Origin of the sequence: Stenotrophomonas geniculata ATCC 19374 = JCM 13324 (assembly GCF_001431625.1) — a bacterium.
Lineage (GTDB): Bacteria > Pseudomonadota > Gammaproteobacteria > Xanthomonadales > Xanthomonadaceae > Stenotrophomonas > Stenotrophomonas geniculata.
Window position 1 is genome coordinate 1 of sequence record NZ_LLXT01000119.1, and the last position, 22,606, is coordinate 22,606.

At 66.9% G+C, this 22,606-nt stretch carries 20 protein-coding genes; 11 read left to right on the forward strand and 9 right to left on the reverse strand.

Annotated elements, in window-relative coordinates:
* Positions 1-262 precede the first annotated feature (262 nt).
* The gene (locus ARC63_RS14450) at positions 263-2,368 is read right to left on the reverse strand and encodes a phosphoglycerol transferase I (protein WP_057503638.1); all 2,106 of its coding nucleotides are present in this window, start codon (positions 2,366-2,368) and stop codon (positions 263-265) included.
* A 240-nt stretch (positions 2,369-2,608) separates the two neighbouring features.
* A complete protein-coding gene (locus ARC63_RS14455; RefSeq protein ID WP_231298643.1) occupies positions 2,609-4,252 on the reverse strand; it encodes an ABC1 kinase family protein in 1,644 nt (547 codons plus the stop codon).
* Positions 4,253-4,461: 209 nt separating this feature from the next.
* Here ARC63_RS14455 and ARC63_RS14460 point away from each other — a divergent pair, with 209 nt between their 5' ends.
* Positions 4,462-5,388: a DUF808 domain-containing protein gene (locus ARC63_RS14460; protein ID WP_010482694.1), complete on the forward strand. Its 927-nt coding sequence runs from the start codon at positions 4,462-4,464 to the stop codon at positions 5,386-5,388.
* Positions 5,389-5,483: 95 nt separating this feature from the next.
* Here the strand turns inward: ARC63_RS14460 and ARC63_RS14465 are convergent, their stop codons facing one another.
* Positions 5,484-7,022 carry a GGDEF domain-containing protein gene (locus ARC63_RS14465; protein WP_057503640.1) on the reverse strand — a complete coding sequence of 513 codons (1,539 nt, stop codon included), beginning with the start codon at positions 7,020-7,022 and terminating at the stop codon, positions 5,484-5,486.
* A gap of 105 nt (positions 7,023-7,127) precedes the next feature.
* Here ARC63_RS14465 and ARC63_RS14470 point away from each other — a divergent pair, with 105 nt between their 5' ends.
* The 3 genes from ARC63_RS14470 (at position 7,128) to ARC63_RS14480 (ending at position 9,045) form a co-directional block, all read left to right on the forward strand.
* Positions 7,128-7,763, forward strand: a complete 636-nt coding sequence (locus ARC63_RS14470; protein WP_043399430.1) for a Rossmann-fold NAD(P)-binding domain-containing protein — start codon at positions 7,128-7,130, stop codon at positions 7,761-7,763.
* Complete coding sequence (locus ARC63_RS14475; protein WP_057503641.1) at positions 7,763-8,470, forward strand: helix-turn-helix transcriptional regulator; 708 nt, start codon at positions 7,763-7,765, stop codon at positions 8,468-8,470. Before ARC63_RS14470 ends, ARC63_RS14475 begins: the two co-directional genes overlap by 1 nt.
* Before the next feature lie 188 nt (positions 8,471-8,658).
* Complete coding sequence (locus ARC63_RS14480) at positions 8,659-9,045, forward strand: VOC family protein (RefSeq protein WP_057503642.1); 387 nt, start codon at positions 8,659-8,661, stop codon at positions 9,043-9,045.
* Between the two features lie 119 nt (positions 9,046-9,164).
* Here ARC63_RS14480 and ARC63_RS14485 read toward each other — a convergent pair whose 3' ends face one another.
* From ARC63_RS14485 to pdhA, 4 genes are read right to left on the reverse strand one after another with little or no spacing between them, the layout of a single operon-like run.
* Positions 9,165-10,547 carry a dihydrolipoamide acetyltransferase family protein gene (locus tag ARC63_RS14485; RefSeq protein WP_049480616.1) on the reverse strand — a complete coding sequence of 461 codons (1,383 nt, stop codon included), beginning with the start codon at positions 10,545-10,547 and terminating at the stop codon, positions 9,165-9,167.
* Complete coding sequence (locus tag ARC63_RS14490) at positions 10,544-10,897, reverse strand: SH3 domain-containing protein (protein ID WP_005411349.1); 354 nt, start codon at positions 10,895-10,897, stop codon at positions 10,544-10,546. Before ARC63_RS14490 ends, ARC63_RS14485 begins: the two co-directional genes overlap by 4 nt.
* A 1-nt stretch (position 10,898) precedes the next feature.
* Positions 10,899-11,966, reverse strand: a complete 1,068-nt coding sequence (locus tag ARC63_RS14495) for an alpha-ketoacid dehydrogenase subunit beta (protein ID WP_019338598.1) — start codon at positions 11,964-11,966, stop codon at positions 10,899-10,901.
* Positions 11,959-13,041 (reverse strand): pyruvate dehydrogenase (acetyl-transferring) E1 component subunit alpha, encoded by a 1,083-nt coding sequence (gene pdhA / locus ARC63_RS14500; protein WP_019338597.1) that lies wholly within the window; start codon positions 13,039-13,041, stop codon positions 11,959-11,961. Before pdhA ends, ARC63_RS14495 begins: the two co-directional genes overlap by 8 nt.
* A 335-nt stretch (positions 13,042-13,376) precedes the next feature.
* Here pdhA and ARC63_RS14505 point away from each other — a divergent pair, with 335 nt between their 5' ends.
* The 4 genes from ARC63_RS14505 (at position 13,377) to ARC63_RS14520 (ending at position 17,900) form a co-directional block, all read left to right on the forward strand.
* Positions 13,377-14,252 (forward strand): tryptophan 2,3-dioxygenase, encoded by an 876-nt coding sequence (locus ARC63_RS14505; RefSeq protein ID WP_019338596.1) that lies wholly within the window; start codon positions 13,377-13,379, stop codon positions 14,250-14,252.
* A gap of 181 nt (positions 14,253-14,433) precedes the next feature.
* Complete coding sequence (locus ARC63_RS14510) at positions 14,434-15,933, forward strand: peptide MFS transporter (protein ID WP_043399407.1); 1,500 nt, start codon at positions 14,434-14,436, stop codon at positions 15,931-15,933.
* Positions 15,934-15,952: 19 nt separating this feature from the next.
* Entirely contained in the window at positions 15,953-16,558 is a 606-nt protein-coding gene (locus ARC63_RS14515; RefSeq protein ID WP_057503643.1) for a thioredoxin family protein, read from the forward strand.
* 202 nt (positions 16,559-16,760) lie between these two features.
* The gene (locus ARC63_RS14520; protein WP_057503644.1) at positions 16,761-17,900 is read left to right on the forward strand and encodes a hypothetical protein; all 1,140 of its coding nucleotides are present in this window, start codon (positions 16,761-16,763) and stop codon (positions 17,898-17,900) included.
* A gap of 81 nt (positions 17,901-17,981) precedes the next feature.
* On the opposite strand, the gene ARC63_RS14525 is transcribed toward ARC63_RS14520, so the two are convergent.
* Positions 17,982-18,476, reverse strand: a complete 495-nt coding sequence (locus tag ARC63_RS14525; RefSeq protein ID WP_010482680.1) for a MarR family winged helix-turn-helix transcriptional regulator — start codon at positions 18,474-18,476, stop codon at positions 17,982-17,984.
* 129 nt (positions 18,477-18,605) lie between these two features.
* On the opposite strand from ARC63_RS14525, the gene hppD reads away from it, so the two are divergent.
* Together hppD and hmgA are read left to right on the forward strand one after the other, a co-directional pair.
* Positions 18,606-19,718, forward strand: a complete 1,113-nt coding sequence (hppD, locus tag ARC63_RS14530; protein WP_181390027.1) for a 4-hydroxyphenylpyruvate dioxygenase — start codon at positions 18,606-18,608, stop codon at positions 19,716-19,718.
* 102 nt (positions 19,719-19,820) lie between these two features.
* Complete coding sequence (hmgA, locus tag ARC63_RS14535) at positions 19,821-21,128, forward strand: homogentisate 1,2-dioxygenase (RefSeq protein ID WP_010482677.1); 1,308 nt, start codon at positions 19,821-19,823, stop codon at positions 21,126-21,128.
* Between the two features lie 128 nt (positions 21,129-21,256).
* Here hmgA and ARC63_RS14540 read toward each other — a convergent pair whose 3' ends face one another.
* Entirely contained in the window at positions 21,257-21,793 is a 537-nt protein-coding gene (locus tag ARC63_RS14540) for a hypothetical protein (protein ID WP_049411771.1), read from the reverse strand.
* Positions 21,794-21,917: 124 nt separating this feature from the next.
* Here ARC63_RS14540 and ARC63_RS14545 point away from each other — a divergent pair, with 124 nt between their 5' ends.
* The gene (locus ARC63_RS14545; protein WP_019338588.1) at positions 21,918-22,574 is read left to right on the forward strand and encodes a hypothetical protein; all 657 of its coding nucleotides are present in this window, start codon (positions 21,918-21,920) and stop codon (positions 22,572-22,574) included.
* Positions 22,575-22,606: the final 32 nt, after the last annotated feature.

Consider the following 22,606-nt stretch of genomic DNA (forward strand, 5'->3'; position numbering starts at 1 on the left):
CCGGGTGCGCGACGCTGAAAACGGGTTGGTCCCAGCCTAAGGCCAGGCAGGGCGCAAGACCAAAGGCTGCCGGCCAGCGGCCGGCACTACCGTGCCCGTCTCATGGAGGGGTCAAGCTCCTCCATCAACACAGTTGCTCCAGGGACGGATTTACGGCGTCCCCGCACTCCGACACCGCCCCGCCATCCCGCGGAATGCACGCTGTTGCCGTTGCTGTTGCCCCGGTTTGTAGCGGGTGCAGGGCGCAGCCCTGCAAAGAACCCTACCCGCGCGGTCGGCTGCGCGAGGGCACCAGTGCGAACGTATCCACCGCCAGCTTCTCGGCGTGGTTCAACCACGCGCGGATCTCCAGATCGTCCACTTCGTGATCCAGCCCGAACGACACGTTGATCTTGCCGTCAGCATCGGGCTGCACCCACTGCTGGGCCAGCACCACCTTGCGCTGCGACGACACCGCTTCGATCCAGAAACCACGATCCGGGCGCGTACTCGCCACCAGCTGCAGCATGTACTGGCCGGCGCGGGTACGGCGGCCCTTCTGGGTGATCATGTGTGCCTGGCGCACGCTCGGGCGCGGGCCCTGGAAGGCGTCCAGCGGCGCATCCACGGCAATGCCGCCACGCAGGTCGTTATCGCGGTACAGCTTGATGCCGTTGTCGCGGTTGACGAGCAGGGCGCACCAGTCACCGTCGGCCGAGCCGTCCTCGAACGCGGTGCAACGGTCGACATAGGCCAGGGTGTTGTCTGGGTTGGCATCATCGAACTGGCGCGAGGTGTTTTCCAGATACACGGACTTCAAACCCCAGTCCTTGTCGTACTCCAGCAGCACCGGTGGCTGCACGTGCTGCAGGCCGACCACCACCTGGTCGTCGCCGTCGATCTTCAGCTCGCGGGTCGGTTCACCCAGCCACAGTGAACGGGCGAAGGCCAGATACTGCGGGTAGTCGCGGCCGCCATCGCGCTGGGTGGCCACGCTGGCGCTGGGCGCGCGCTGGGTATCGATCAGCGAACGGCCAAAGCCCATCGTCTTCAGGTTCGGGTCCAGCAGGCTGAGCAGGGTCGCACCCGAATCCAAGGTGGTGCCGGCGTCGGCGCTGAGCTGCTGCGGGGCAATGCCATCGCCCAGGAACAGCAGCAGGTTCTCGCGTTTCTGCCGGGTCAGAATGTGGGTCAGATCGTTGGGCATCGCCAGGTGATCGGAGGCGATCACGATCAGCGTGTCCTTGCCGTAGGGGCTGGCCTGGATGCGCTGCACCAGCTGCGAGATCAGCCGGTCACTGCACTTGAGCGCGTTGAGCATGTTGATGTTGCCGTACTGGCTCTGGTAGCGCTCGCCCTTGCACGACACCGGCAGATGGCCGGCTGGGTGATGGGTATCCATGGTCAGCGTGGTCAGCATGAACGGCGAGCCGGCGCGCGAGAGCTGCTCGAAGCGCTGGTAGGCGGTGTCCAGCAGCACGTCGTCGTGCACGCCCCAGGCCGAGTAGTGGATGCGGCCGATCTTCTTCTGCTGCTTAAACCAGGCCAGGTCATGCACTTCATCGAAACCATGGCTGGCCAGGAACTGGCCCTTGCCGGCGAACTGGCCGTTGGCACCGCCCAGATAGTGGTTGGTGTAGCCCTGCTGCTTCAGGTAGTCGCCCAGGCATACCGCCTTGGGCAGGAAGCTGCCCATGCGGTCCATGCTGTTCTCATCGCCCTGCGAGGTGGTCAACGGCACGCCGCACATCGACGACACCAGGCCGGCGATGGTCCAGCCGCTGCCTTCGGCCGAGGCCAGCCCGCGCACGTCCAGCGACTTTGTGGCCAGCCGGTTGAGATTGGGCATCAGGCCCGGGAACACGTTCTCATCCAGGTAGGTGCGCTCCAGGCTTTCGCCGTAGATCCAGACGATGTTGCGCGGGCGCTGCAGCAGCTGCGTCGGAACCTGGTACTCGGGGGCGATGCGCGCGAAGTCGACCGGGCGCAGCTGCTGGTAGAGGCGCTGGCCGTCGCGGGCCAGTGGGCTGATCATGATCGTGGCCACCCACACGGCCGCGAAACCGGCGAACAACGCGCCACCGTGGCCGGGCCGGCGCCAGCGCTTCACCCGCGTGGCGAACAGCGGCAGCAGGGAGACCAGCGCCAGCACGATGAAGCCGGCGATGTAGCCCTTGAAGTCGGAGACACCGGCGCCTTCCATGTCGGCGCCGAGGTGGTACAGGGTTGCAGCGTTGAGTCCATCACCGGACAGCTTGTCGATCAGCCACCATGCGCTGAGCATGAGCAGCAGCAGCGAGAATGCGCTGGCCTTCCACCACACCCACTTGTCGGACGCGAGGAACAGCCAGCACAGCAGCAACAACGACAACAACAGTATCCAGAGCATAGGCAGCTTCGGCAGTGACGGGATGTTGATGGACGTCGTACCGACGCGTGTCCATCCGACCGGCGCTGTCGCAAGCACATGCACATGACAGGCCGATGACCCGATAGTGCATGCACGAACCTGACTGAAATGTTTGTTGGAATGACGCGCGCGAAATCGCGCTCAGAAGGTAAAACGAGCGTGAAAGGCTACGTTGGATTGCATTAAAATCCGCATGAATAGGGCGTTTTCGTTGATGCGCTAGCGATGCCCGCGTTCTTCGCGTGCCCTTGCGCGACGGTCGAACAGCAATGCACTGGTCACGATGCCAAGGCCGAGCACCACGCCGATGAACAACAGAATCAGCGCAATCAGCGGGTAGCCGAACAGATGCCAGCCGGTGTCGATCTTCATCATCATCGCGGCGGCCATGATCAACGCGGCGCTGATGATGCCGGCCGCGACGCGGTTGGCGATCTTCTGCAGGTTCTCCATCAACCGCGATTCTTCCAGGCCGGTCACCTTCATCTGCAGGCGGTTTTCGGCCAGCAGGGCCATGATGTCCGACAGCTTGCGCGGCCCATCGCGCAGCAGCTGCTGCAGCTCCATCGCCTCGCTGGCGAGGTTGGCGGCAGACAGCGATTTCTTCAGGCGTGCGCGCATCACGTGCTGCAGCTGGCGCTCGACGATGCGACGTGTTTCCAGCTCTGGTGCCAGCAGCCGGCACACGGTTTCCAGGTTGAGCAGTGCCTTGCCCAGCAGGCTCAGTTCCGGCGGCGTGCGCAGCCCGCAGGCGGTGGCGATGCGCACCATGTCCAGCACCACGCGGCCTTCGGAGAACGTGCCGCTGGCGGCGTAACGCGCGATCAACTGGCCGGTCTCGCGCAGATAACGTTCCTCGTCGAACGCCTCCAGCCGCGTGCTGATGCTGATCAGGTCGTCGGCCACTTCCTCGCCACGGCCATCGACCGCTGCGAACAGGATCTTCAGCAAGCGCTCGCGCAGGCGCGGCGGCATGTGCGCGACCATGCCCAGGTCGAAGATCGCCAGCCGGCCATCGGGCATCACCCGCAGGTTGCCGGGGTGCGGGTCGGCGTGGATCTCGCCGTGCACGAAGATCTGGTCGAGGTAGCCGCGGATCAGCGCCGCCGCCAGCGGGTCCATCGATTGTTCGGTGCGGCGCACATCGGGGATCGCATCCACGCGCACGCCGGTGGCCAGTTCCATGGTCAGCACGCGCTGGCTGCTGTAGTCCCACAGCGGCTGCGGTATCCACAGGCGGCGGAACGGCTTCAGGTGCCGGCCGAAGCGGGCCAGGTTCTCGGCCTCGGCGTGGTAGTCCAGCTCCTGCATCAGGGTCTTGGCGAACTCGTTGAGCCAATCCCGCAGGCGCACGCGGCGGCCCACCTGGGTCAGGTGGTCGGCGGCCAGCGCGAAGCTGCGCAGCGCCTCCAGGTCCGAGCGCAGCTGCGCGGCGACTTCAGGCTTCTGCACCTTCACTGCTACCTGGCGGCCATCGTGCAGCACCGCGCGGTGCACCTGCGCGATCGACGCGCAGCCCAGTGGCTCGGGATCGAACGCAGCGAACAGCTTGTTCACCGGGGCGCCCAGCTCCTGCTCGACGATGGCATGGATGCGCTCGACCGGAATCTCGGCCACCTTCTCCTGCATGCGCTCCAGCGCCGTGGCGAACTCCACCGGCACCATGTCCGGGCGGGTAGAGAGCATCTGGCCCAGCTTGACGAAGGTGGGCCCCAAGGCTTCCAGGTCAGTGACGAACTGTTCCGGGTTGCCATCTGCCGGTACGTCGGCCGGATTGCCCGCGGCATCCAGGTTCATGCCGGAAAACACGCCAGAATGGCGGTAGCGCATCAACAGGCGCAGGATCTGGCTGCGCCGGTTCATGCCTTTGACCAGCGGGGGATTGCCATTGGCGGTGGGCGGATTGCTCAAGCGGAACTCCCATGCGGCAAAGACGGTCGTGCCGGCCGCTGGCCAGCAATGTCCGGATTCCGCAGTGTCGCCGGGGGGCGGTAGGCACGCGGTGAATCCGACCGCTTCCGCAGCCGCCCCGGTATCGGTCAGAATCCGCTCATTCCCTCTCTGGACTTCCCATGGCCGGTGCCAGCCTGTTCGCCCTGCTCGACGATATCGCCACCCTCCTCGACGATGTCTCGGTCCTGACCAAGGTCGCGGCGAAGAAAACCGCCGGTGTGCTGGGCGACGACCTGGCGCTGAACGCGCAGCAGGTGACCGGGGTCAACGCCAACCGCGAGCTGCCGGTGGTGTGGGCGGTGGCCAAGGGCTCGCTGGTCAACAAGGTGATCCTGGTACCGGCAGCACTGGCGATCAGCGCCCTGGAGGCCTGGCTGCACAGCCGCGGCTGGAACGTGCCGCTGATCGTGCCGCTGATGATGATCGGTGGTGCCTTCCTCTGTTTCGAAGGCGTGGAGAAGCTGGCGCACCGCTTCCTGCACTCAGCCGAGGACGACGCCGAGCATCAGGCCGAACGGCGCAAGGCGCTGGCCGATACGCAGGTGGACATGGTGGCGTGGGAGAAGGACAAGGTGAAGGGCGCGATCCGCACCGACTTCATCCTCTCGGCCGAGATCATCGTGCTGACCCTGGGCGTGGTGGCCACCGCGTCGTTCACCAACCAGGTGGTCACGCTGGCCGTGGTTGCATTGGCGATGACGGTGTTCGTCTATGGGCTGGTCGCGGGCATCGTGAAGCTTGATGACGTCGGCCTGTACCTGTCGCGCAAGGGCGGAGCCATTGCCGCTTTCGGTCGCGGTCTGGTGGCGTCGGCGCCGTGGCTGATGAAGTTCCTGTCGGTGGCTGGCACCATCGCCATGTTCCTGGTCGGCGGCGGCATCCTGGTGCACAACGTGCCGGCGCTGCACCACGCGGTGCAGGCGCTGGGCGGTGAAGGGCAGTGGGGCTGGCTGATCAGTGCTGCGGCCAACATGGTGGTCGGCATCATCGCCGGCGCCATCGTGCTGGCGGCGGTGACCGGGTTCCAGAAGCTGCGCGGGAAATGATCTGTAGAGCCGAGCCCACACTCGGCTGCTCTACGGCGCTGCGCGCCGCCGCCCGAGCATGGGCTCGGGCGCTACAGCGTCTGCACGCTGGATCATCAGCCCGCCTGCACCCGGTTCTTGCCTTGTCGCTTGGCCGCATACAGCGCGTCATCGGCGCGGCGCAGCAGGGTCTCGGTATCGTCACCGGGTTGCCATTGCGCCAGCCCGGCGCTGAAATGCACCGGCACGCGCCGGTCCTGCACGGTCAGCACGCGGTGCGCCAGTGAACGTTGCAGGCGCTGCACGGTGGCCATGCTGTCGGCGCCTTGGGTTTCCGGCAGTACCAGAACGAACTCGTCGCCGCCCAACCGTGCGATGCCGTCGGTGGCGCGCAGCAGCAGCTTGCACACGGCCACCAGGTGCTGCAGCAAAGCATCGCCACCAGCGTGACCGTGCGCCTCGTTGGTCAGGTGGAAATCATCCAGATCGATCACCGCCACGCCCAGCGGCGAGTTGTTGCGCATGGCACGCGCCAGCTCACGCTGCAGCAGTTCGTCCAGGCCGCGGCGGTTCAGTGCCTGGGTCAGCGGATCGATACGCGCCAGGTCACCAGCAGCACGCAGTTCCTGCTCCAGCTCGGCAATGCGCTGCTCTGCGCGTTCCACTTCCTGCCGCGCGCTGGCCAGGTGATCGCGGGCCTGCGCAGCCTGCTGCTGCACCTTGCCGGTATCGCGCATCACCTCCTGCAGCAGCTGGTTGAGGTCGGCAATGCTGCGCGCCTCACGCAGCTGCAGCGCGTAGCTGCCGATGCGGTCATGGTACTCACCGGTGCTGGTGGCCATGCCATCCATGCGCTCGATGAACTCGCCCATCAATCCGCGCATCGCCGCCTTCGAATCATCAATGCCCTGGCGCAGCAGGCCCTGCTTGTAGATCACTTCGCGCAACTCGGCGCGGGTGCGCTCGACCGCTTCGGCTTCCAACGGACCGTCCAGCAACTGGCGCACCGCCGCGATCTGGCCCTGCAGCCAGCTGCGGTCATCCAGCAGCTCGCTCACGTTCTCCAGCAACAGGGCGAACAGCTCCAACAGCAGCGCCTGCTGCTCCTGCCAGCTCTCGGCGCGCACGCCGACCTGGTGGCCGAGTTCGCGCACGCCCTGTTCGATCGGCTCCAGTGCGGTACCCGGTTGCCACTGGCGGAGGCGCGTGGCCAGGGCCTGCGCCTGTTCGCGCAGGTCCGGGTCGTGCTGCAGCAGGGCCACCACCGCACCGCCCAGCAGCAACCGCAGCTGCTCGGACAGGCGCAGGCTTTCCGGCTGCCCGTCTGGGGAATGCTGTTCGATGGTACGGATGTACTTGTCGATCAACTGCCGCATCGCGCGCCCGTAGCGCGGCCAATCGGCACTGGCCTGCGCCGACTGCAGGCGGTCACCCATGTCACCCAGTTCGCCGGGCAGGGTGGCCATGCCGTTGGCGAACGCCGCCAGCAGCGGTTCCGGCGCGTCGGCGCCTGCGAACAGCTGCTGCAGGGCCACGCCACCGCCGCCCTGCAGCACCACGCGGTTACCCAGCCCATCGTCCACCACCGCGCGCACGCGTGCCGGCGGCCCAAGGGCGGTACCGGGGGCAGGGCGGTGGTCGGGCTGGTCCGTCATGGAGCGAATCCTGGGGCTGGCAGGGGCAGGTTCCAGCATATCGGCGCGGCTGCCGATGGCTTGAACGGCTACGATGGGCGACAGGATGCCGCAGCGGAGGTGGTGATGCGCGTGATGTTGCTGGGGGCGACCGGCCTGGTCGGCGGGCTGACCCTGCCCAGGCTGCTGGACGACCCGCGCTGCAGCGCCGTGGTGGCGCCCACCCGCCGCCCGTTGGGCGTAACCCACGGGAAGCTGGAGAACCCGGTGCTGGCCTTCGACGCGTTGCCCACCTCGCCCGAATGGGCGCGCGTAGACGCGGTCATCTGCGCGCTGGGCAGCACCATTGCCCAGGCCGGCAGCCGCGAGGCCTTCCATCGCATCGACCACGACTATCCGCTGGCGTTCGCACGGCTCGCACAGGCACAGGGGGCCAGTACCTATGTGCTGAATTCCGCGGCCGGCGCCAACCCGCAGTCGTCGATCTTCTACAGCCGGGTGAAGGGCGAGCTGGAGCGTGACCTGCGCGCGCTGGGCTTCAACTCGTTGACCCTGGTCCGTCCAGGGCTGATCGGTGGCGAGCGCAACGAGGTGCGTCGCGGCGAGCGTTTCGCACTGACGGTACTCGGCGCGTTGGGGCCGGTACTGCCGCGGGCGTGGCGGATCAACCCGGCCAGCGAGATCGCCAAGGCACTGGTCGAGGCCGCGCTGGCCCCGCAACCGGGCGAGCACGTGGTGGCATCGCGCGCGCTGGTCGGCTGATGTCGCGTGCGCTGCGCCTGACCCAGCTGCTGCAGCTGCTGCGCCGCCATCGACGGCCGGTGGCCGGGCAGACGCTGGCCGACGCGCTGGGCATCAGTCTGCGCACGCTGTACCGCGATATCGAGACCCTGCGCGAGCAGGGCGCCGACCTGCGTGGCGAGGCCGGCGTCGGCTACCAGCTGGCGCCGAGCGATACCCTGCCGCCGATGACCCTGCCACCGGCCGAGATCGACGCGCTGGTGCTGGGCCTGCGCTGGGTCGCGGCCCGCACCGAGCCTGCGCTGGCCGAGGCCGCACGTGATGCCCTGGCGCGTATCGCGCATGTGCTGCCAGCCGCGCGCCGGGAAGCCTTGCGTGATAGCGGCCTGCGCGTGGGCCCTTCGCGCGCTGGGAGCAAGGTTCCCCCCGCGCGCCTGCAGGCCGTGCGTGAAGCTGTGGGTTCGCAGCAGCGATTGAAGTTCGGCTACGAGGACGCGCAGGGCCAGCGTACCGAGCGCACCGTCTGGCCATTCGCGCTGGGCTACTTCGATGAAGTGCCGATGCTGGCGGCGTGGTGCGAGCGCCGCGAGGATTTCCGTCATTTCCGGCTGGACCGCATCCGCCAGGTGCGTGTGCTGGAGGATCACTACCTCGTGCCACGCGCCACCCTGCTGCGGCGGTGGCAGAAGGCACAGGGCATCGCACCGGACTGGCTGGACCGCTCATAACCACAGCAACAGCCGGGAGCGGGGGGGAGAGTCGACTGTTAGTCGACTATCGCGCGCAGCGGGGGGGGCAAGCAGGCTGAAGGAAGAGCAGTCGACTGACAGTCGACTCTACCGACAGACGAATCTGCTGACAGAATCTGTCAGCAGGCCCGTACCACCATGAACGCTCCCAACAACGGAGCTTCCCCATGTTCAAGCCCAGCACCCTGCTGCAGTACGTGCGCGACGTCGCCGCCAGCGCCACCTTCTACAGCGGAATCCTCGGCAAACCACCGGTCGAACAGTCGCCCGGCTTTGCCCTGTTCCTGCTCGGCGATGGCGCCGCGCTCGGCCTGTGGCAGCGCGACGATGTGCAACCGCCGGTGTCCGCGCAGGCCGGTGCCGCCGAACTGGCGATGGTGGTCGCAAACCCCGACGCCGTGCAGCAGATGCACGATGCGTGGCGTGCTCTTGGTGTGCAGATCCTGCAGGCGCCGGTGACGCTGGAGTTCGGCCACACTTTCGTTGGAGCAGATCCTGACGGGCACCGCCTGCGTGTCTACAGCCGCGCCGAGGGTATGGTCGCTCGCGATTGATCGCGGGCATTTTGTGGATCCACGCCATGCGTGGATGCGGGCACAAAAAAACGCCGGGCAGTGCCCGGCGTTTTTCCCGTTCATGTGCCAACCAAGGTTGGCACCACCGATCAGCTGGATCAGCTGGCCAGCGCCAGGTCGTCCATCATCGCGCGCAGGAAGCGGGCGGCTTCACCCCCCGTGGCCGCGCGGTGGTCGAAGGTGACCGACAGCGGGATCACCTTGTGCGCTTCCACGCCGCCCATCACCGGGGTCATCTGGTGGCGGGCACGGCCGGCACCGACGATGGCCACGCACGGCGGTACCACGACCGGGGTCGCATAGCGGCCGGCGAACATGCCGAAGTTGGACAGCGAGATGGTGTAGCCGCTCAGTTCCGAGGCGGCGATCGAACGCGATTCCACCTGCTCGCGCAGGCGGTTGACGCCCTCGCGGATGCCGCGTGCGTCGAGCATGTCGGCATTGCGCAGGGCCGGCACGAACAGGCCGTCGTCGGTGTCCACCGCGATGCCGATGTCTACCTGCGCGTGCAGGGTACGGGTCAGCGCTTCACCGTCGAACCAGGCGTTCATCGCCGGCACCTTCTGCGCGGCGACCACGATCGAACGCACCAGGCGCGCGGTGACGTCGTTGCCCGGCAGCCAGGCGTGGATGTCGGCGTCGTCGTTCAGCGTGGTCGGCACGACCTTGCTGTGCGCGTCGGCCATCACGCGGGCCATGTTGCGGCGCACGCCCTTCAGCGGTTCCGGCTGGCCCTTGGCGACCACGCCCGGCGGCTGGGTGCGCATCGGCTTGCCGGCGGCAGACAGCGGGGTGCGGGCTTCGCTCTGCACCGGGGCAGACACCTGCGCCGGGGCCGGCGCTGCATACGCCGCGGCAGCGACCGGTGCCGGAGCGGCGCCAAGCTTGGCGGTGCCGTTGGCGGCGGCCTGCTTGACGTCGGCCATCGTCACCGCGCCATCGGTGCCGGTAGCGGCCACGCGGCTCAGGTCCACGCCCAGCTTGCGCGCCATCGCACGCACGGCCGGCACGGCCTTGACGCCGCCGACGGCCAGCGCCTGTTCGGCATGCACGGTGTTGGAGCTCTGCATCGCGCCGACCACGGTACCGGCGTCATCACGCTCGGCAGCGGCGGGCTTGGCTTCTTCCGCAACGACCGGTGCAGCCGGCAGCGGCGGCGGGGTCGGGGCGGCTGCAGGCGCTGCGTGGCCATGGCTGTGGCCGGTGTCCTGGCCATCGGCACGCTGCGGCAGGTTCGGGTCCAGTTCGAAGCTGGCCAGCACCGAGCCGGTCGGGATGATGTCGCCGGCGCCGCCGGACAGCTTCAGCACCTTGCCGGAGAACGGCGAGGGCACTTCCACCACGGCCTTGGCGGTCTCCATCGACACCAGCGGCTCGTCCAGCTTGATCACATCGCCTTCTTTGACGAACCACTCGACGATGGTCGCGTCCGGCAGGCCTTCGCCCAGGTCGGGCAGGTTGAAGTTCTTGGTCTGGCTCATTTGCAGTTCTCTTCCAGCAGTTCCAGTTCGCGGGCCGGCAGCCAGCCCGTCGCGCCATTGGCGCGCTCGGACCACCACCACCCACCGTGTTCGTGATGAAGCTTCACCATCTCGCCACTTTCCACATCCAGCTCGCGGGCGTCGTAGTCGCACAGGGCTTCGGCGCGACCCTCGTCCAGCAGCTGCAACCACGCGATGGGCGCCCATCCAGCGCGCCCATCGTTGGTGCGTACCCAGGCAAACGCCGGCCATTCCTCGTCACGGACACCTACTTCGACGATCTGGCCGGTGTGGAACCGGAGCGGGTTGGGATACTGGCTGCGGTAAGCCCCCAGAAGGCGGGCCCGCACGTCAGCCGGCCGCCACCGCGCGCTTGGCTGCAGCCACGATCCGCTCAACGCTCGGCAGGTACTTCATTTCGAGGCGGAACAGCGGAATGTGGGTGTCGTAGCCAGTGACGCGTTCGACCGGCGCCAGCAGGTCGTAGATCGATTCCTCGGCCAGGCGCGCGGCGATCTCGGCGCCGAAGCCCGCGGTCTTCGGGGCCTCCTGCACGATCACGCAGCGGCCGGTCTTGGCCACCGATTCGGCGATGGTGGCGAAGTCCAGCGGGCGCAGCGTGGCCACGTCGATGACTTCGGCACTGATGCCTTCGCCGGCCAGCTTGTCAGCCGCTTCCAGTGCTTCCTTCACCTGCGCGCCCCAGGTCACCAGGGTCACGTCGGTGCCATCGCGCAGCACGAAGCAGACGTCCAGCGGCAAGGCTTCGCCGTCGTTGACGACCACTTCCTTGTACTGGCGGTAGATGCGCTTGGGCTCCATGTAGATCACCGGATCCGGTTCGCGGATCGCGGCCAGCAGCAGGCCGTACGCACGCTGCGGCGACGACGGCAGCACCACGCGCAGGCCCGGCACGTTGGTGAAGATCGCCTCGTTGGCTTCGCTGTGGTGTTCCGGCGCGCGGATGCCACCGCCCCACGGCACGCGCAGCACCATCGGGCAGTGCAGGCGGCCACGGGTACGGTAGCGCAGGCGTGCGGCGTGGCAGACGATATGGTCGACCATCGGGTACATGAAGCCATCGAACTGGGCTTCTGCCACCGGCTTCATACCCTGCGCGGCCAGGCCAATGGTCAGGCCGGCGATGGTGGTTTCATCCAGCGGGGTGTCGAGGATGCGTTCGGAACCGAAGCGCTGCTGCAGGCCGGCGGTGGCGCGGAACACGCCGCCGTTGACGCCCACGTCCTCGCCCAGCACCAGCACCGACGGGTCGTGCTCCAGCTCCCAGGCCAGCGCCTGGGTGATGGCTTCGATGAGGGTGATCGGCGTGGTGGTCATGCTCTCTTCTCCGCGCGCGACAGCAGCGCTGTCGGCGGCGTTGGTGTGCGCGCCGGGCGCGCCGTTCTTGATCTCATCCATGGCGCTTCTCCAGGGCGATCGCCTGGGCACGCTGGGCCAGCAGGTCCGGCGGCGGATCGGCATACAGGAAGTCGAACATCGCCTCGACCGGCTGCACCGGCGTGTTGAGGTACAGGTTCACTTCCTCGTCCACGCGCGTGCCGCACTCGGCAACCCAGGCGGTTTCCTCTTCTTCGCTCCACACACCGGCGTTGATCAGGTACTTGCGCAGGCGCAGCATCGGCTCGCGCTGCCAGGCATCCTTCACCTCGGCGTCGTCGCGGTAGCGGCGCGCGTCATCGGCGGTGGTGTGGTCGGACAGGCGGTAGGTCATCAGTTCCAGCACGGTGCCACCGTCGCCGGCCAGCGCACGCTCGCGTGCCTGCTCCATCGCCGCCAGCACGGCGATCAGGTCGTTGCCGTCCACCTGCAGGCAGTGCAGGCCGCCGGCCAGGCCCTTCTGCGCCAGCGTTTCGGCACCGGTCTGGGCCGAGCGCGGGACCGAGATGGCCCAGCCGTTGTTGACGATGCACAGGATCAGCGGCAGTTTGTAGGCGCCGGCCGAATTCAGTGCCGCGTAGAAGTCGGTCTTGGAGCTGCCACCGTCGCCGCACACGGCCACCGCGATCTGCGGTTCCTTGTTGAGCTTGAACTTCAGCGCGGCACCGGCGGCATGCAGGCACTGGGTGGAGATCGGCACGCAGAACGGGAAGTCCTTGGCCGCGTTGCCGCCGTAATCGTTGCCGCGTTCGTCGCCGCCCCAGTACATCAGCACGTCGTGCGGGCGCACGCCACGCATGAACATCGCGCCATACTCGCGGTACGAAGGCGCGAATACGTCGTCCTTCTGCATCGCTGCGCCGATGCCCACGTGCGCCGCTTCGTGGCCCAGGCAGGCGGCATAGGTGCCCAGCTTGCCGGTGCGCTGCAGCGCGATGGATTTGCTGTCGAACGTACGTACGAACAGCATCTGCTTGAACAGCGGTACCAGGACCTTGGGGTCGCGCAGCGACGCGGGCAGGTCATCGCGGACGAGCTTGCCGTCCGCGTCCAGGTACTGCAGGTATTCGATCTTGAATTCAGCGGCAACCGTCATTGCGTACTGCACCTTCGACAGAGAAGTTACAAATGATATGAATCGCCATGTTAAGGAACGCGTACGGAATAGCCTTCCTGCGCCGCAACACGGCAACGCCCTGTTTTACCCCTGCCGGCGGGTGGGGGGCCAATAACAACAACGTATTCAGTCGTTGCTGCAAAGCATCAGAATACGCCTCTGGCTGACTGCTGGCGCAACGACCCGATCGGTTCCACGCGCAGGCCCCGCATCGGCCAATGCTCCACGGGCACCGCACGCCCCGGTATGGACGGCGCGACTGCCCGCGCGGCTGGCAACGCGCTACCCTTGCCGCCCCCGATCTGGCCGCACCCATGTCCGTCGACAACAACCAACGCGATCTCGAAGCCGGCATCCACACCGACCTGCAGGGGCGCCTAACCTACGGCGGCTACCTGCGGCTGGACCAGCTGCTCAGCGCGCAGCAGCCGCTGTCCAACCCGCCGCACCATGACGAGATGCTCTTCATCATCCAGCACCAGACCTCGGAGCTGTGGCTGAAGCTGCTGGGCCATGAGCTGCGCGCCGCAATCGGCTTCCTGCAGCGCGATGAAGTCTGGCAGTGCCGCAAGGTACTGGCGCGCAGCAAGCAGGTGCTGCGCCAGCTGACCGAGCAGTGGTCGGTGCTGGAAACGCTGACCCCGTCCGAATACATGGGCTTCCGCGACGTGCTGGGCCCGTCGTCGGGTTTCCAGTCGCTGCAGTACCGCTACATCGAGTTCCTGCTGGGCAACAAGAACGCGCAGATGCTGCAGGTGTTCGAGCACGATGCGGCCGGACAGGCGCAGCTGCGCACCGTGCTGGAGGCGCCCAGCCTGTACGAGGAGTTCCTGAAGTACCTGGCCCGCTTCGGCCACGCCGTACCGGCCGTGTATGAAAACCACGACTGGACCCAGCCGCATGTGGCCGACGACGCACTGCAGCCGGTCTTCGAACGCATCTACCAGGACACCGACCGCTACTGGCGCGAGTACGCGCTGTGCGAGGACCTGGTGGACCTGGAGACCGCCTTCCAGCTATGGCGATTCCGACACATGCGCACCGTGATGCGGGTGATCGGCTTCAAGCGCGGCACCGGCGGCTCGTCCGGGGTGGGCTTCCTGGCCAAGGCGCTGGAACTGACCTTCTTCCCCGAGCTGTTCCAGGTGCGCACCAGCCTGCAGGCCGGGCCCCCGTCAGCGCAGGGCTGATCCGTATTCAGCTTGGATCCCGGCCACTGGCTGGATCGTTTCAGATGCAAGTTCAGCGAGCAGGCTGGCACCTGCCTCAAACGGCGTGTATTTGACGTGAACGCCAGAAGTCGGTGATCCTCGCGCGTTGCTCCAACTGCACAGCGGACGTGCTCGTCATCCACCGAACCAGGAAACCCGCATGAGCGTAAACGCCACTGCGAACACCCCAGAGCCGGCGCTGCCGGACTTCAAGACCACGCTGGGCCACCCGCGCCCGTTGTGGATGCTGTTCATGACCGAGTTCTGGGAGCGCTTTGCGTTCTATGGCATCCGCTGGGCCTTGGTGCTGTACATCGTTGCCCAGTTCTACAACGGCAGCGCTGCCGGTGAAGGCGACGCCAGCCGCATCTACGGCGCCTACCTGGCCCTGGTGTATGCCGCAGCCATCTTCGGTGGCTACGTGGCTGACCGGGTACTGGGCTATCAGCGATCGATCCTGACCGGTGCGATCATCATGGCCGCCGGCCTGTTCATGATCTCGCTGCCGCAGGAGCACATCTTCAAGCTCGGCCTGGCCACGATCATCGTCGGCAATGGCCTGTTCAAGCCGAACATCTCGACCATGGTCGGCAAGCTGTACGGCCTGAAGGACGAGCGCCGCGATTCGGGCTTCACCATCTTCTACATGGGCATCAACATTGGCGCGATGATCGCCCCGGTGCTGACCGAGTACCTGGCCCGCAAGGTCTTCGGTACCGATGCCATGCCGTCCTACAAGGTCGTGTTCATCGCTTCGGGCGTGGGCATGCTGATCTCGCTGGTGTGGTTCTACATCGGTCGCGCCGGCCTGAAGGGCATTGGTGCACCGCCGGCCGGCGCTGAAGGCTTCGGCCGCATCATCATGGTGCTGGCCGGTGCCGTGGTCGCCATCCCGGTCGCGTACTTCCTGCTGGCCACCGGCGCCACCGCGCTGGCCTGGATCCTGGGTGCGATGTTCACCGCGCTGGCCATCCTGCTGCTGGTCGAGGGCATCCGCGAGGGCAAGGTGCAGCGCGACCGCGTGATCGCCATGCTGATCATCTTCGCCTTCAACGTGATGTTCTGGATGTTCTTCGAACAGGCCGGCAGCTCGTTTACCTTCCTGGCCGAGAACATCGTCAACCGCCAGTTCGGTGAATGGACGTTCCCGACCGCGTGGTTCCAGTCGGTCAACTCGGTGGCCATCATCACCCTGGCCCCGATCATCGCCTGGATCTGGGTGGCCATGGGCCGCGCCAATCCGTCCATCCCGCGCAAGTTCGGCCTGGGCCTGCTGTTCAATGGCGCCGCCTTCGCCCTGCTGATGTACGCGCTGTCGCAGATGGTCGTGGACGGCAAGATCCCGTTCTGGACCCTGTTCATGGTCTACGTCATCCAGTCCGTGGGTGAGCTGTGCCTGTCACCAATCGGCCTGTCGATGGTGACCAAGCTGGCCCCGGTGCGCCTGGTCGGCTTCGGCATGGGTGGCTGGTTCCTGTCCACCGGCATCGGCAACAACCTGTCGGGCATCTTCGCCGGCGTGGTCAGTGGTGAAGGCGGCATGACGGTCGAGTCGGCCCTGAAGGGGTATACCTTCGGGTTCTGGGCCCTGATCGGCTCCGGCGTGGTGCTGTTCCTGATCGCCCCGCTGATCAACAAGCTGATGCACGGCGTCAAGTAATGATGAGAGGGTAGAAGGCATGCGTAGCAAGCTCGGTACTGCGGTAGTGGTGGTCTGTGCGGCGCTGATCGGCGCCTGTTCCCAACCGCAACCGCCTGCCGTCGCCGAGCCTACGCAGCCGCTGGATACCCGACCCACCGAGCCACCGGTCGCTGACCCCAGCGAACCGGTGGCCTCGGGCAACACCCCGGTGGCGGCGGACATCGCCGCCATCGCCGGGCTCGGCGCGCAGTTCGACCCGGCCCGCAACCCCGCCGACGATCTGGCCACCGCCAAGGTGGAAGCCCAGCGCGGCAAGAAGCGCATCCTGCTCGAGGTCGGCAATGCCGCCTGCGATCGCTGCCGGGCGCTGGACGAGCTGGTGGAAGGCAACGGTGATCTGCGCCGCTTCCGCGATGCCCACTACGTGTGGGTAAAGGTCAACGCCAGCGACGAACAACCCAATACCGCTTTCTTCGCCCAGTTCCCGATGATGGAGCGCGACTACCCGTACCTGCTGGTGCTCGATGCCGATGGCGGACTGCTGGTGTCGCAGGCCACCGGCGAGCTGCGCAAGGGCGAAGCCTTCCAGCCCGCGCGCGTGACCGCGTTCCTCAAGCAGTGGGCACCTGACAAACCGGAATAGGGGAGTGCCGGTCGCTGGCCGGCATGCTCGGCAGGTGCCGACCGTTGGTCGGCACTGATGTCGGGTCGCATCCACGCATGGCGTGGATCTATTGTGGTTGCGGTCACATTCCCGAAATCGGCATCTCAATATCGCAACGCGCTCGCCGTTACCGGCAAGGACCTCAGTCGACGCCCCGTCGATGCAACCTACCGGAACGCCCATGCACAGCGACCACGCCGAACGACTGCCTGAACCTGCCAGCACTCTGGTCGAAGGCGAAGCAGGCGAGGGCGTGACCCTGCCGCCGCAGGAGGCGCTGCTGGATGACGCTGGTACCGGCGAGGACAGTGTTGAACTGGCGCCGCCACGCCACCGCCTGCCGCAGATCGCGTTGCCCGACAACGTGGTGCTGAAGGGCGCGGTGCAGAAGCTGGTCGAGCAGAAGTCCCGGCTCGATGCATTGGCCGCCGACGGCCAGCTGGCCGGGTTGCTGCCGCCGGAATGGCAGGGCCATGGCGTGCGTGCGATCGAACTGTCCACCTTCATCCAGGGCGTGCTGCCGTTCCTGCAGCCAGGCGAGCGTGGCGAAACCGCGCCCGCGCGCCTGCCAGTGCGCCATGTGCTGGGGGACGACAGCCGTTGGGGCCTGGACGATGTGTCCGAACCGAAATCGCTGGCCTGGTACCTGGCCAGCGACGAACGCGCCTCCGCCGGCAGCAAGGACGTGGCCGAGGCCTATCTGGTGGGTGCACTCGGCTTGGCGTGGATGCAGGAAGGGCGCAGCCGCCCCGGTTTCCTGCGCGCGATGGGCCAGGACAGCCTGGCGGCACGGGTGACCATGCTCGGCTATCCGCCGGCCAACGAACTGGCGCTGTACAGCGTCACCGCGCACGGCCAGCCGCAGATCTGGTGCGTGCAGGGCCGCCGCCGCATGCGTCCGCTGGTGGCGCCGTGGCTGAGCGTGCCGCTGCTGACCGCCTATGGCGTGCCGGCGCCGGTGGCGTGGCCGTCCAGCTTCCCGCCGGTGGAGGCCGTGGCCGAACTGCTGGCGACCGCTCGCCTGGGGCGCGCGCTGCCGGAAGTGGACCTGGCCAAGGCGGTGGCGAAGATCGCCGAAGATGCCGCATCCGACGCCTGGCAGCCGGTCAGCCTGCTGCAGCTCAACACCTGGTCGCCGCGCTGGCATTTCTTCCTGGGCACCTTCGTCGGCCTGCCGTCGCTGCTGCTTGTAGCTGCCGCGCTGGCGCTGCCGGGGGCGGTCGAAGCGGCTACGGTTGCCGCCTCGCTCGGCTTCGCCGGCGGTGCCATTGCCGCACTGGCGGTGCCGTGGATCCATGCGCGCCGCAAGCATCTGAGCTGAAATAAGGGGACGGAGGGGATTAAGCCGTAATCAGCACTCGTGTGCCTGAAACGACTTAATCCACTCCGTCCCCTTTTTCTTTCAGACCCCTTCGCCCATCCGCTCCAGGCCGTCACCGGCCAGGCGCAGGATCAGCTTTTCCAGCAGCTGCTCCTCCTCCTCGCTCAGCACCGACATCAGCTTGCGGGTGATCTCGATCACCATCGGCGCGATGGTCTCGTAGACCTCGAAGCCGGCTGCGGACAGCGCCAGCACCGAGCGGCGGCGGTCGTCGCCGTGGGTCTCGCGCTTGATGAAGCCGCGCTCCAGCAGGCGGGCCACGGCGCGGCTGACCGCCACCTTGTCCATCGCCGTGCGGTCGGAGACCTCGCTGGCCGAGGAGCCCGGGTACAGCGCCAGGATGGTGATGACCCGCCATTCGGGAATCGCCAGACCGTAACGATCACCGTATAGCTTGGCGATGTTGCCGCTGACCCGGTTGGACAGCACGCTCAGCCGGTACGGCAGGAACTGTTCCAGGTCGAGCAGGACGTGCGAGGCACGCAGGCGGGTCGAGGCGGGATCGGCGGGGCTCATGTTGCGGTGCACCTTGCTGGTGGTTTCAAGTGTAACTATAAGGGGTAGGTCCAGACCCTGCATTCTCGCCGGGTCCCTACCTGCCCGCACCTGGTTTGTACCGATGCGGTACCGATTCGGAGCCACGCCATGAATACCGCAGTCCCGACCGCCTCGCACCCCAACCCCGGCATGCAGGTCACCACCTTCGAGAACCCGATGGGCATCGACGGCTTCGAGTTCGTCGAATTCGCCGCCCCGGCCGGCCGTGGCCAGGAGCTGCACGAGTACTTCCGGAAGATGGGCTTCAGCGCGGTGCTCAAGCACAAGCAGCGTTCGATTACCGTCTATCGTCAGGGCGACGTCAACTTCCTGGTCAATGAAGACCCCGATTCGTTCGCCGCCGACTTCGCCGAGAAGCACGGTCCGTGCGCCTGCGGCTTCGCCATCCGCTTCAAGAAGCCGGGTCAGGAGGTCTACCAGACCGCACTGGGCAACGGTGCCGAAGCCATTGCCTTCAAGCCGGACAGCAAGGCGGTCAGCGCCCCGGTCATCAAGGGCATCGGCGATTGCATGCTGTACCTGGTCGACCGCTACGGCGCGGCCGGCAGCATCTACGACGGCGACTACGAGCCGATCGCCGGTGCCGACCTGCACCCGGTGGGCTTCGGCCTGACCTTCATCGACCACCTGACCCACAACCTGTACTTCGGCAACATGCAGCAGTGGTCGGACTACTACGAGCGCCTGTTCAACTTCCGCGAGATCCGCTACTTCGACATCAAGGGCCTGAAGACCGGCCTGGTGTCCAAGGCGATGACCGCGCCGGACGGCATCGTGCGCATTCCGCTGAACGAATCGTCCGACCCGAAGAGCCAGATCAACGAGTACCTGGACGCGTACAAGGGCGAAGGCATCCAGCACATCGCCTGCTTCACCGAGAACATCTACGAGACCGTCGAAGCGATGCGCGCGCAGGGCGTGGATTTCCTCGACACGCCGGAGACCTACTTCGATGTGATCGACCAGCGCGTGCCGAACCACGGTGAAGACGTGCCGCGCCTGGCGAAGAACAAGATCCTCATCGATGCCGATCCGGAAACCCACCAGCGCAAGCTGCTGCAGATCTTCACCCAGAACTGCATCGGCCCGATCTTCTTCGAGATCATCCAGCGCAAGGGCAACGAAGGCTTCGGCGAAGGCAACTTCACCGCGCTGTTCGAGAGCATCGAACGCGACCAGATCCGCCGCGGCGTGCTGTAAGGTCATCGGTAGCGCCGGGCCAGTCCCGGCGCCTGCCCATCTGTAGAGCCGGGCCATGCTCGGCTGCTTTCCGTTCCGGTCTCGCCGTACCCAGGAGCCCCCATGTCCCCCGCCATCACCGCCCGCGGCTACCAGTCCGGCTTCGGCAACGAATTCGCCACCGAGGCCGTCGCCGGCGCGCTGCCGGTCGGGCAGAACTCGCCCCAGAAGGTGGCCCACGGCCTGTACGCCGAACAGTTGACCGGCACCGCCTTCACCGCGCCGCGTGGCAGCAATCGCCGCAGCTGGCTGTACCGGATCCGCCCGGCGGTGACCCATGGCGAGTTCACTCCGTTCGCGCAGTCGCAGTTGCAGTGTGATTTCGGCGCACAGCCGGCCTCGCCGAACCAGCTGCGCTGGAGCCCGCTGCCGCTGCCGGAGCTGCCGACCGACTTTGTCGAAGGCCTGTACACGATGGGCGGCAACGGTTCGCCCGACGCGCATGCCGGCGTGGGCATCCACCTTTACGCTGCCAACCGCGACATGGTCGGCCGCTACTTCTACGACGCCGACGGTGAACTGCTGATCGTGCCGCAGCTGGGCGCGTTGCGCCTGCTGACCGAGCTGGGCGTGATCGAGATCGAGCCGCAGCAGATCGCGGTGATCCCGCGCGGCGTGCGCTTCCGCGTCGAACTGCCCGATGGCCCGAGCCGCGGCTACATCTGCGAGAACTACGGTGCGCTGCTGAAGCTGCCCGACCTGGGACCGATCGGTTCCAACGGCCTGGCCAATCCGCGCGACTTCGAGACCCCGCATGCGGCGTTCGAGGATGTGGATGGCGACTTCGAACTGATCGCCAAGTTCGAAGGCCGCCTGTGGCGTGCGCCGATCGACCATTCGCCGCTGGACGTGGTGGCCTGGCACGGCAATTACGCGCCGTACCGCTACGACCTGCGTCGCTTCAACACCATCGGTTCGATCAGCTACGACCACCCGGACCCGTCGATCTTCCTGGTGCTGCATTCGCCCAGCGACACGCCGGGAACCAGCAACATGGACTTCGCGATCTTCCCGCCGCGTTGGCTGGTGGCGCAGAACACGTTCCGCCCGCCGTGGTTCCACCGCAACATCGCCAGCGAATTCATGGGCCTGGTGCATGGCGCCTACGATGCCAAGGCCGAAGGCTTCGTGCCGGGTGGCGCGTCGCTGCACAACTGCATGAGCGGTCACGGCCCGGACGCGCCGACCTTTGACAAGGCGTCCAATGCCGATCTGTCCAAGGCCGATGTGATCAAGGACACGATGGCCTTCATGTTCGAGACCCGTGCGGTGATCCGCCCGACCGCACAGGCGCTGGCCGCCGGCCACCGCCAGGGCGATTACCAGCAGTGCTGGAACGGCCTGCGTAACAACTTCCGGTCGTCCCGCTAGCGTGGTGGGTGCCGACCTTGGTCGGCACGGATCCTGATCGCATCCACGCATGGCGTGGATCTAGCGAAAGGCGGTCGTGATGCAGTAGGTCCACGCCATGCGTGGATGCTCTCCGCCGGAACTTGCGCTTACGCCACTTCGGCGAACGCCTCGCAATGCTCCAGCGGCAACGCCTCCAGCAGGCGCTGTCGCACGCGTTGGCAATAGCCCTCCGAGGTCAGCCCGGGCAGCATCTGCATCGCTGACTGCAGCCGCTGAAGCACCTCTTCTTCCGCACGCGCCTGCTGCAGGTCACGGAACAGTGCTGCCGCCTGCGGGTGGCGCTGCATCTCCAATATGCCCAGCACGTAGATGCGCGCGGCCACCAGCGAGCGGCGACGTTCGATCGCGGGTGCAGCAGGTGTGGCTGCCGGCGGCGTGGGCACCGGCGTTGCTGCGGCTGCGGTCGACGGTGCCGGGGTCGTGGCGCCCGTGCCGGTGCTCAGGTACCCCGCCTGTACCAGCTGGATGACCATCGCCGGTGCTTCCTGGCCGAGCAGACCGGTCAGGTCGGCAACGGTGCGCTGGCCGTCGCACAGGATCAGCAGCCGGCGCTGGCGCATGTCCAGCGGCGCGCGGTGGGCCTGCAGCGCGGTTCGGGCGAGATCGGTCTTGCGCGGTTGCATGGAAGGGACGGCATGTCGGTGCTCGCCGAGCCTGAACGAAGGCGATGAAACCGCGATGACAATGCAGCGCCTGCACACCGGATGGGCTAGCGTGCAGCCATCTTCGTGCCAGGGAACCGCACCGATGAAGCACCTCCCGATTGCTGGTCTGTTGCTCCTTTCGCTCGCCGCCTGCAGTGGCGGCCCCGACAAGCAGGGGGCGGCCGGCAGCGGCAGCGACACTCCGGCGGAAACCGCCTCGGCGACCGGCCCCGCCCAGTCGACGGATCCTGATCTGGCGGCTCGCCCGGCGAACGACCTCCGCAAGGACAGTCCAGCCCGCCTGGACGGCTTCGCTGGTGCGAAGCTGGGGGCCGGCATCGCCGACGTGCGCGCCGGCTTCGGCACGCCGCTGCAGGGGCTGGGCACCGATGCCGCCGGCAAGCCGCTGCCGGCTGACGATGGCAACGATGGCTGTTACTTCCTGCGCCCGCAGGATGCCGAGGACCCGCGCCTGATGATCGAAGGCCGCAAGCTGGTGCGCTACGACGTGCGCAGCGCCGCCATCACCGCACCAGGCGGCGGCAAGGTCGGCATGACCCTGGGTGAGCTGCAGGTGCTGTACCCGGAGCGGGCCGATGTCGGCCCTGACAAGTACGACGAGAAGGCCCAGCACCTGCGCGTTCGCCCGGCGCAGGAGGGCGGGGCGGTGATCGACTTCGCGCTCGGTGCCGATGGCCGGGTGGGTGCCTGGCGCGTCGGGCAGACCCCGCAGGTCGATTATGCGGAAGGGTGTGGCTGATCCTTGATCCACGGCCCAGCCGCGCGTGCGGG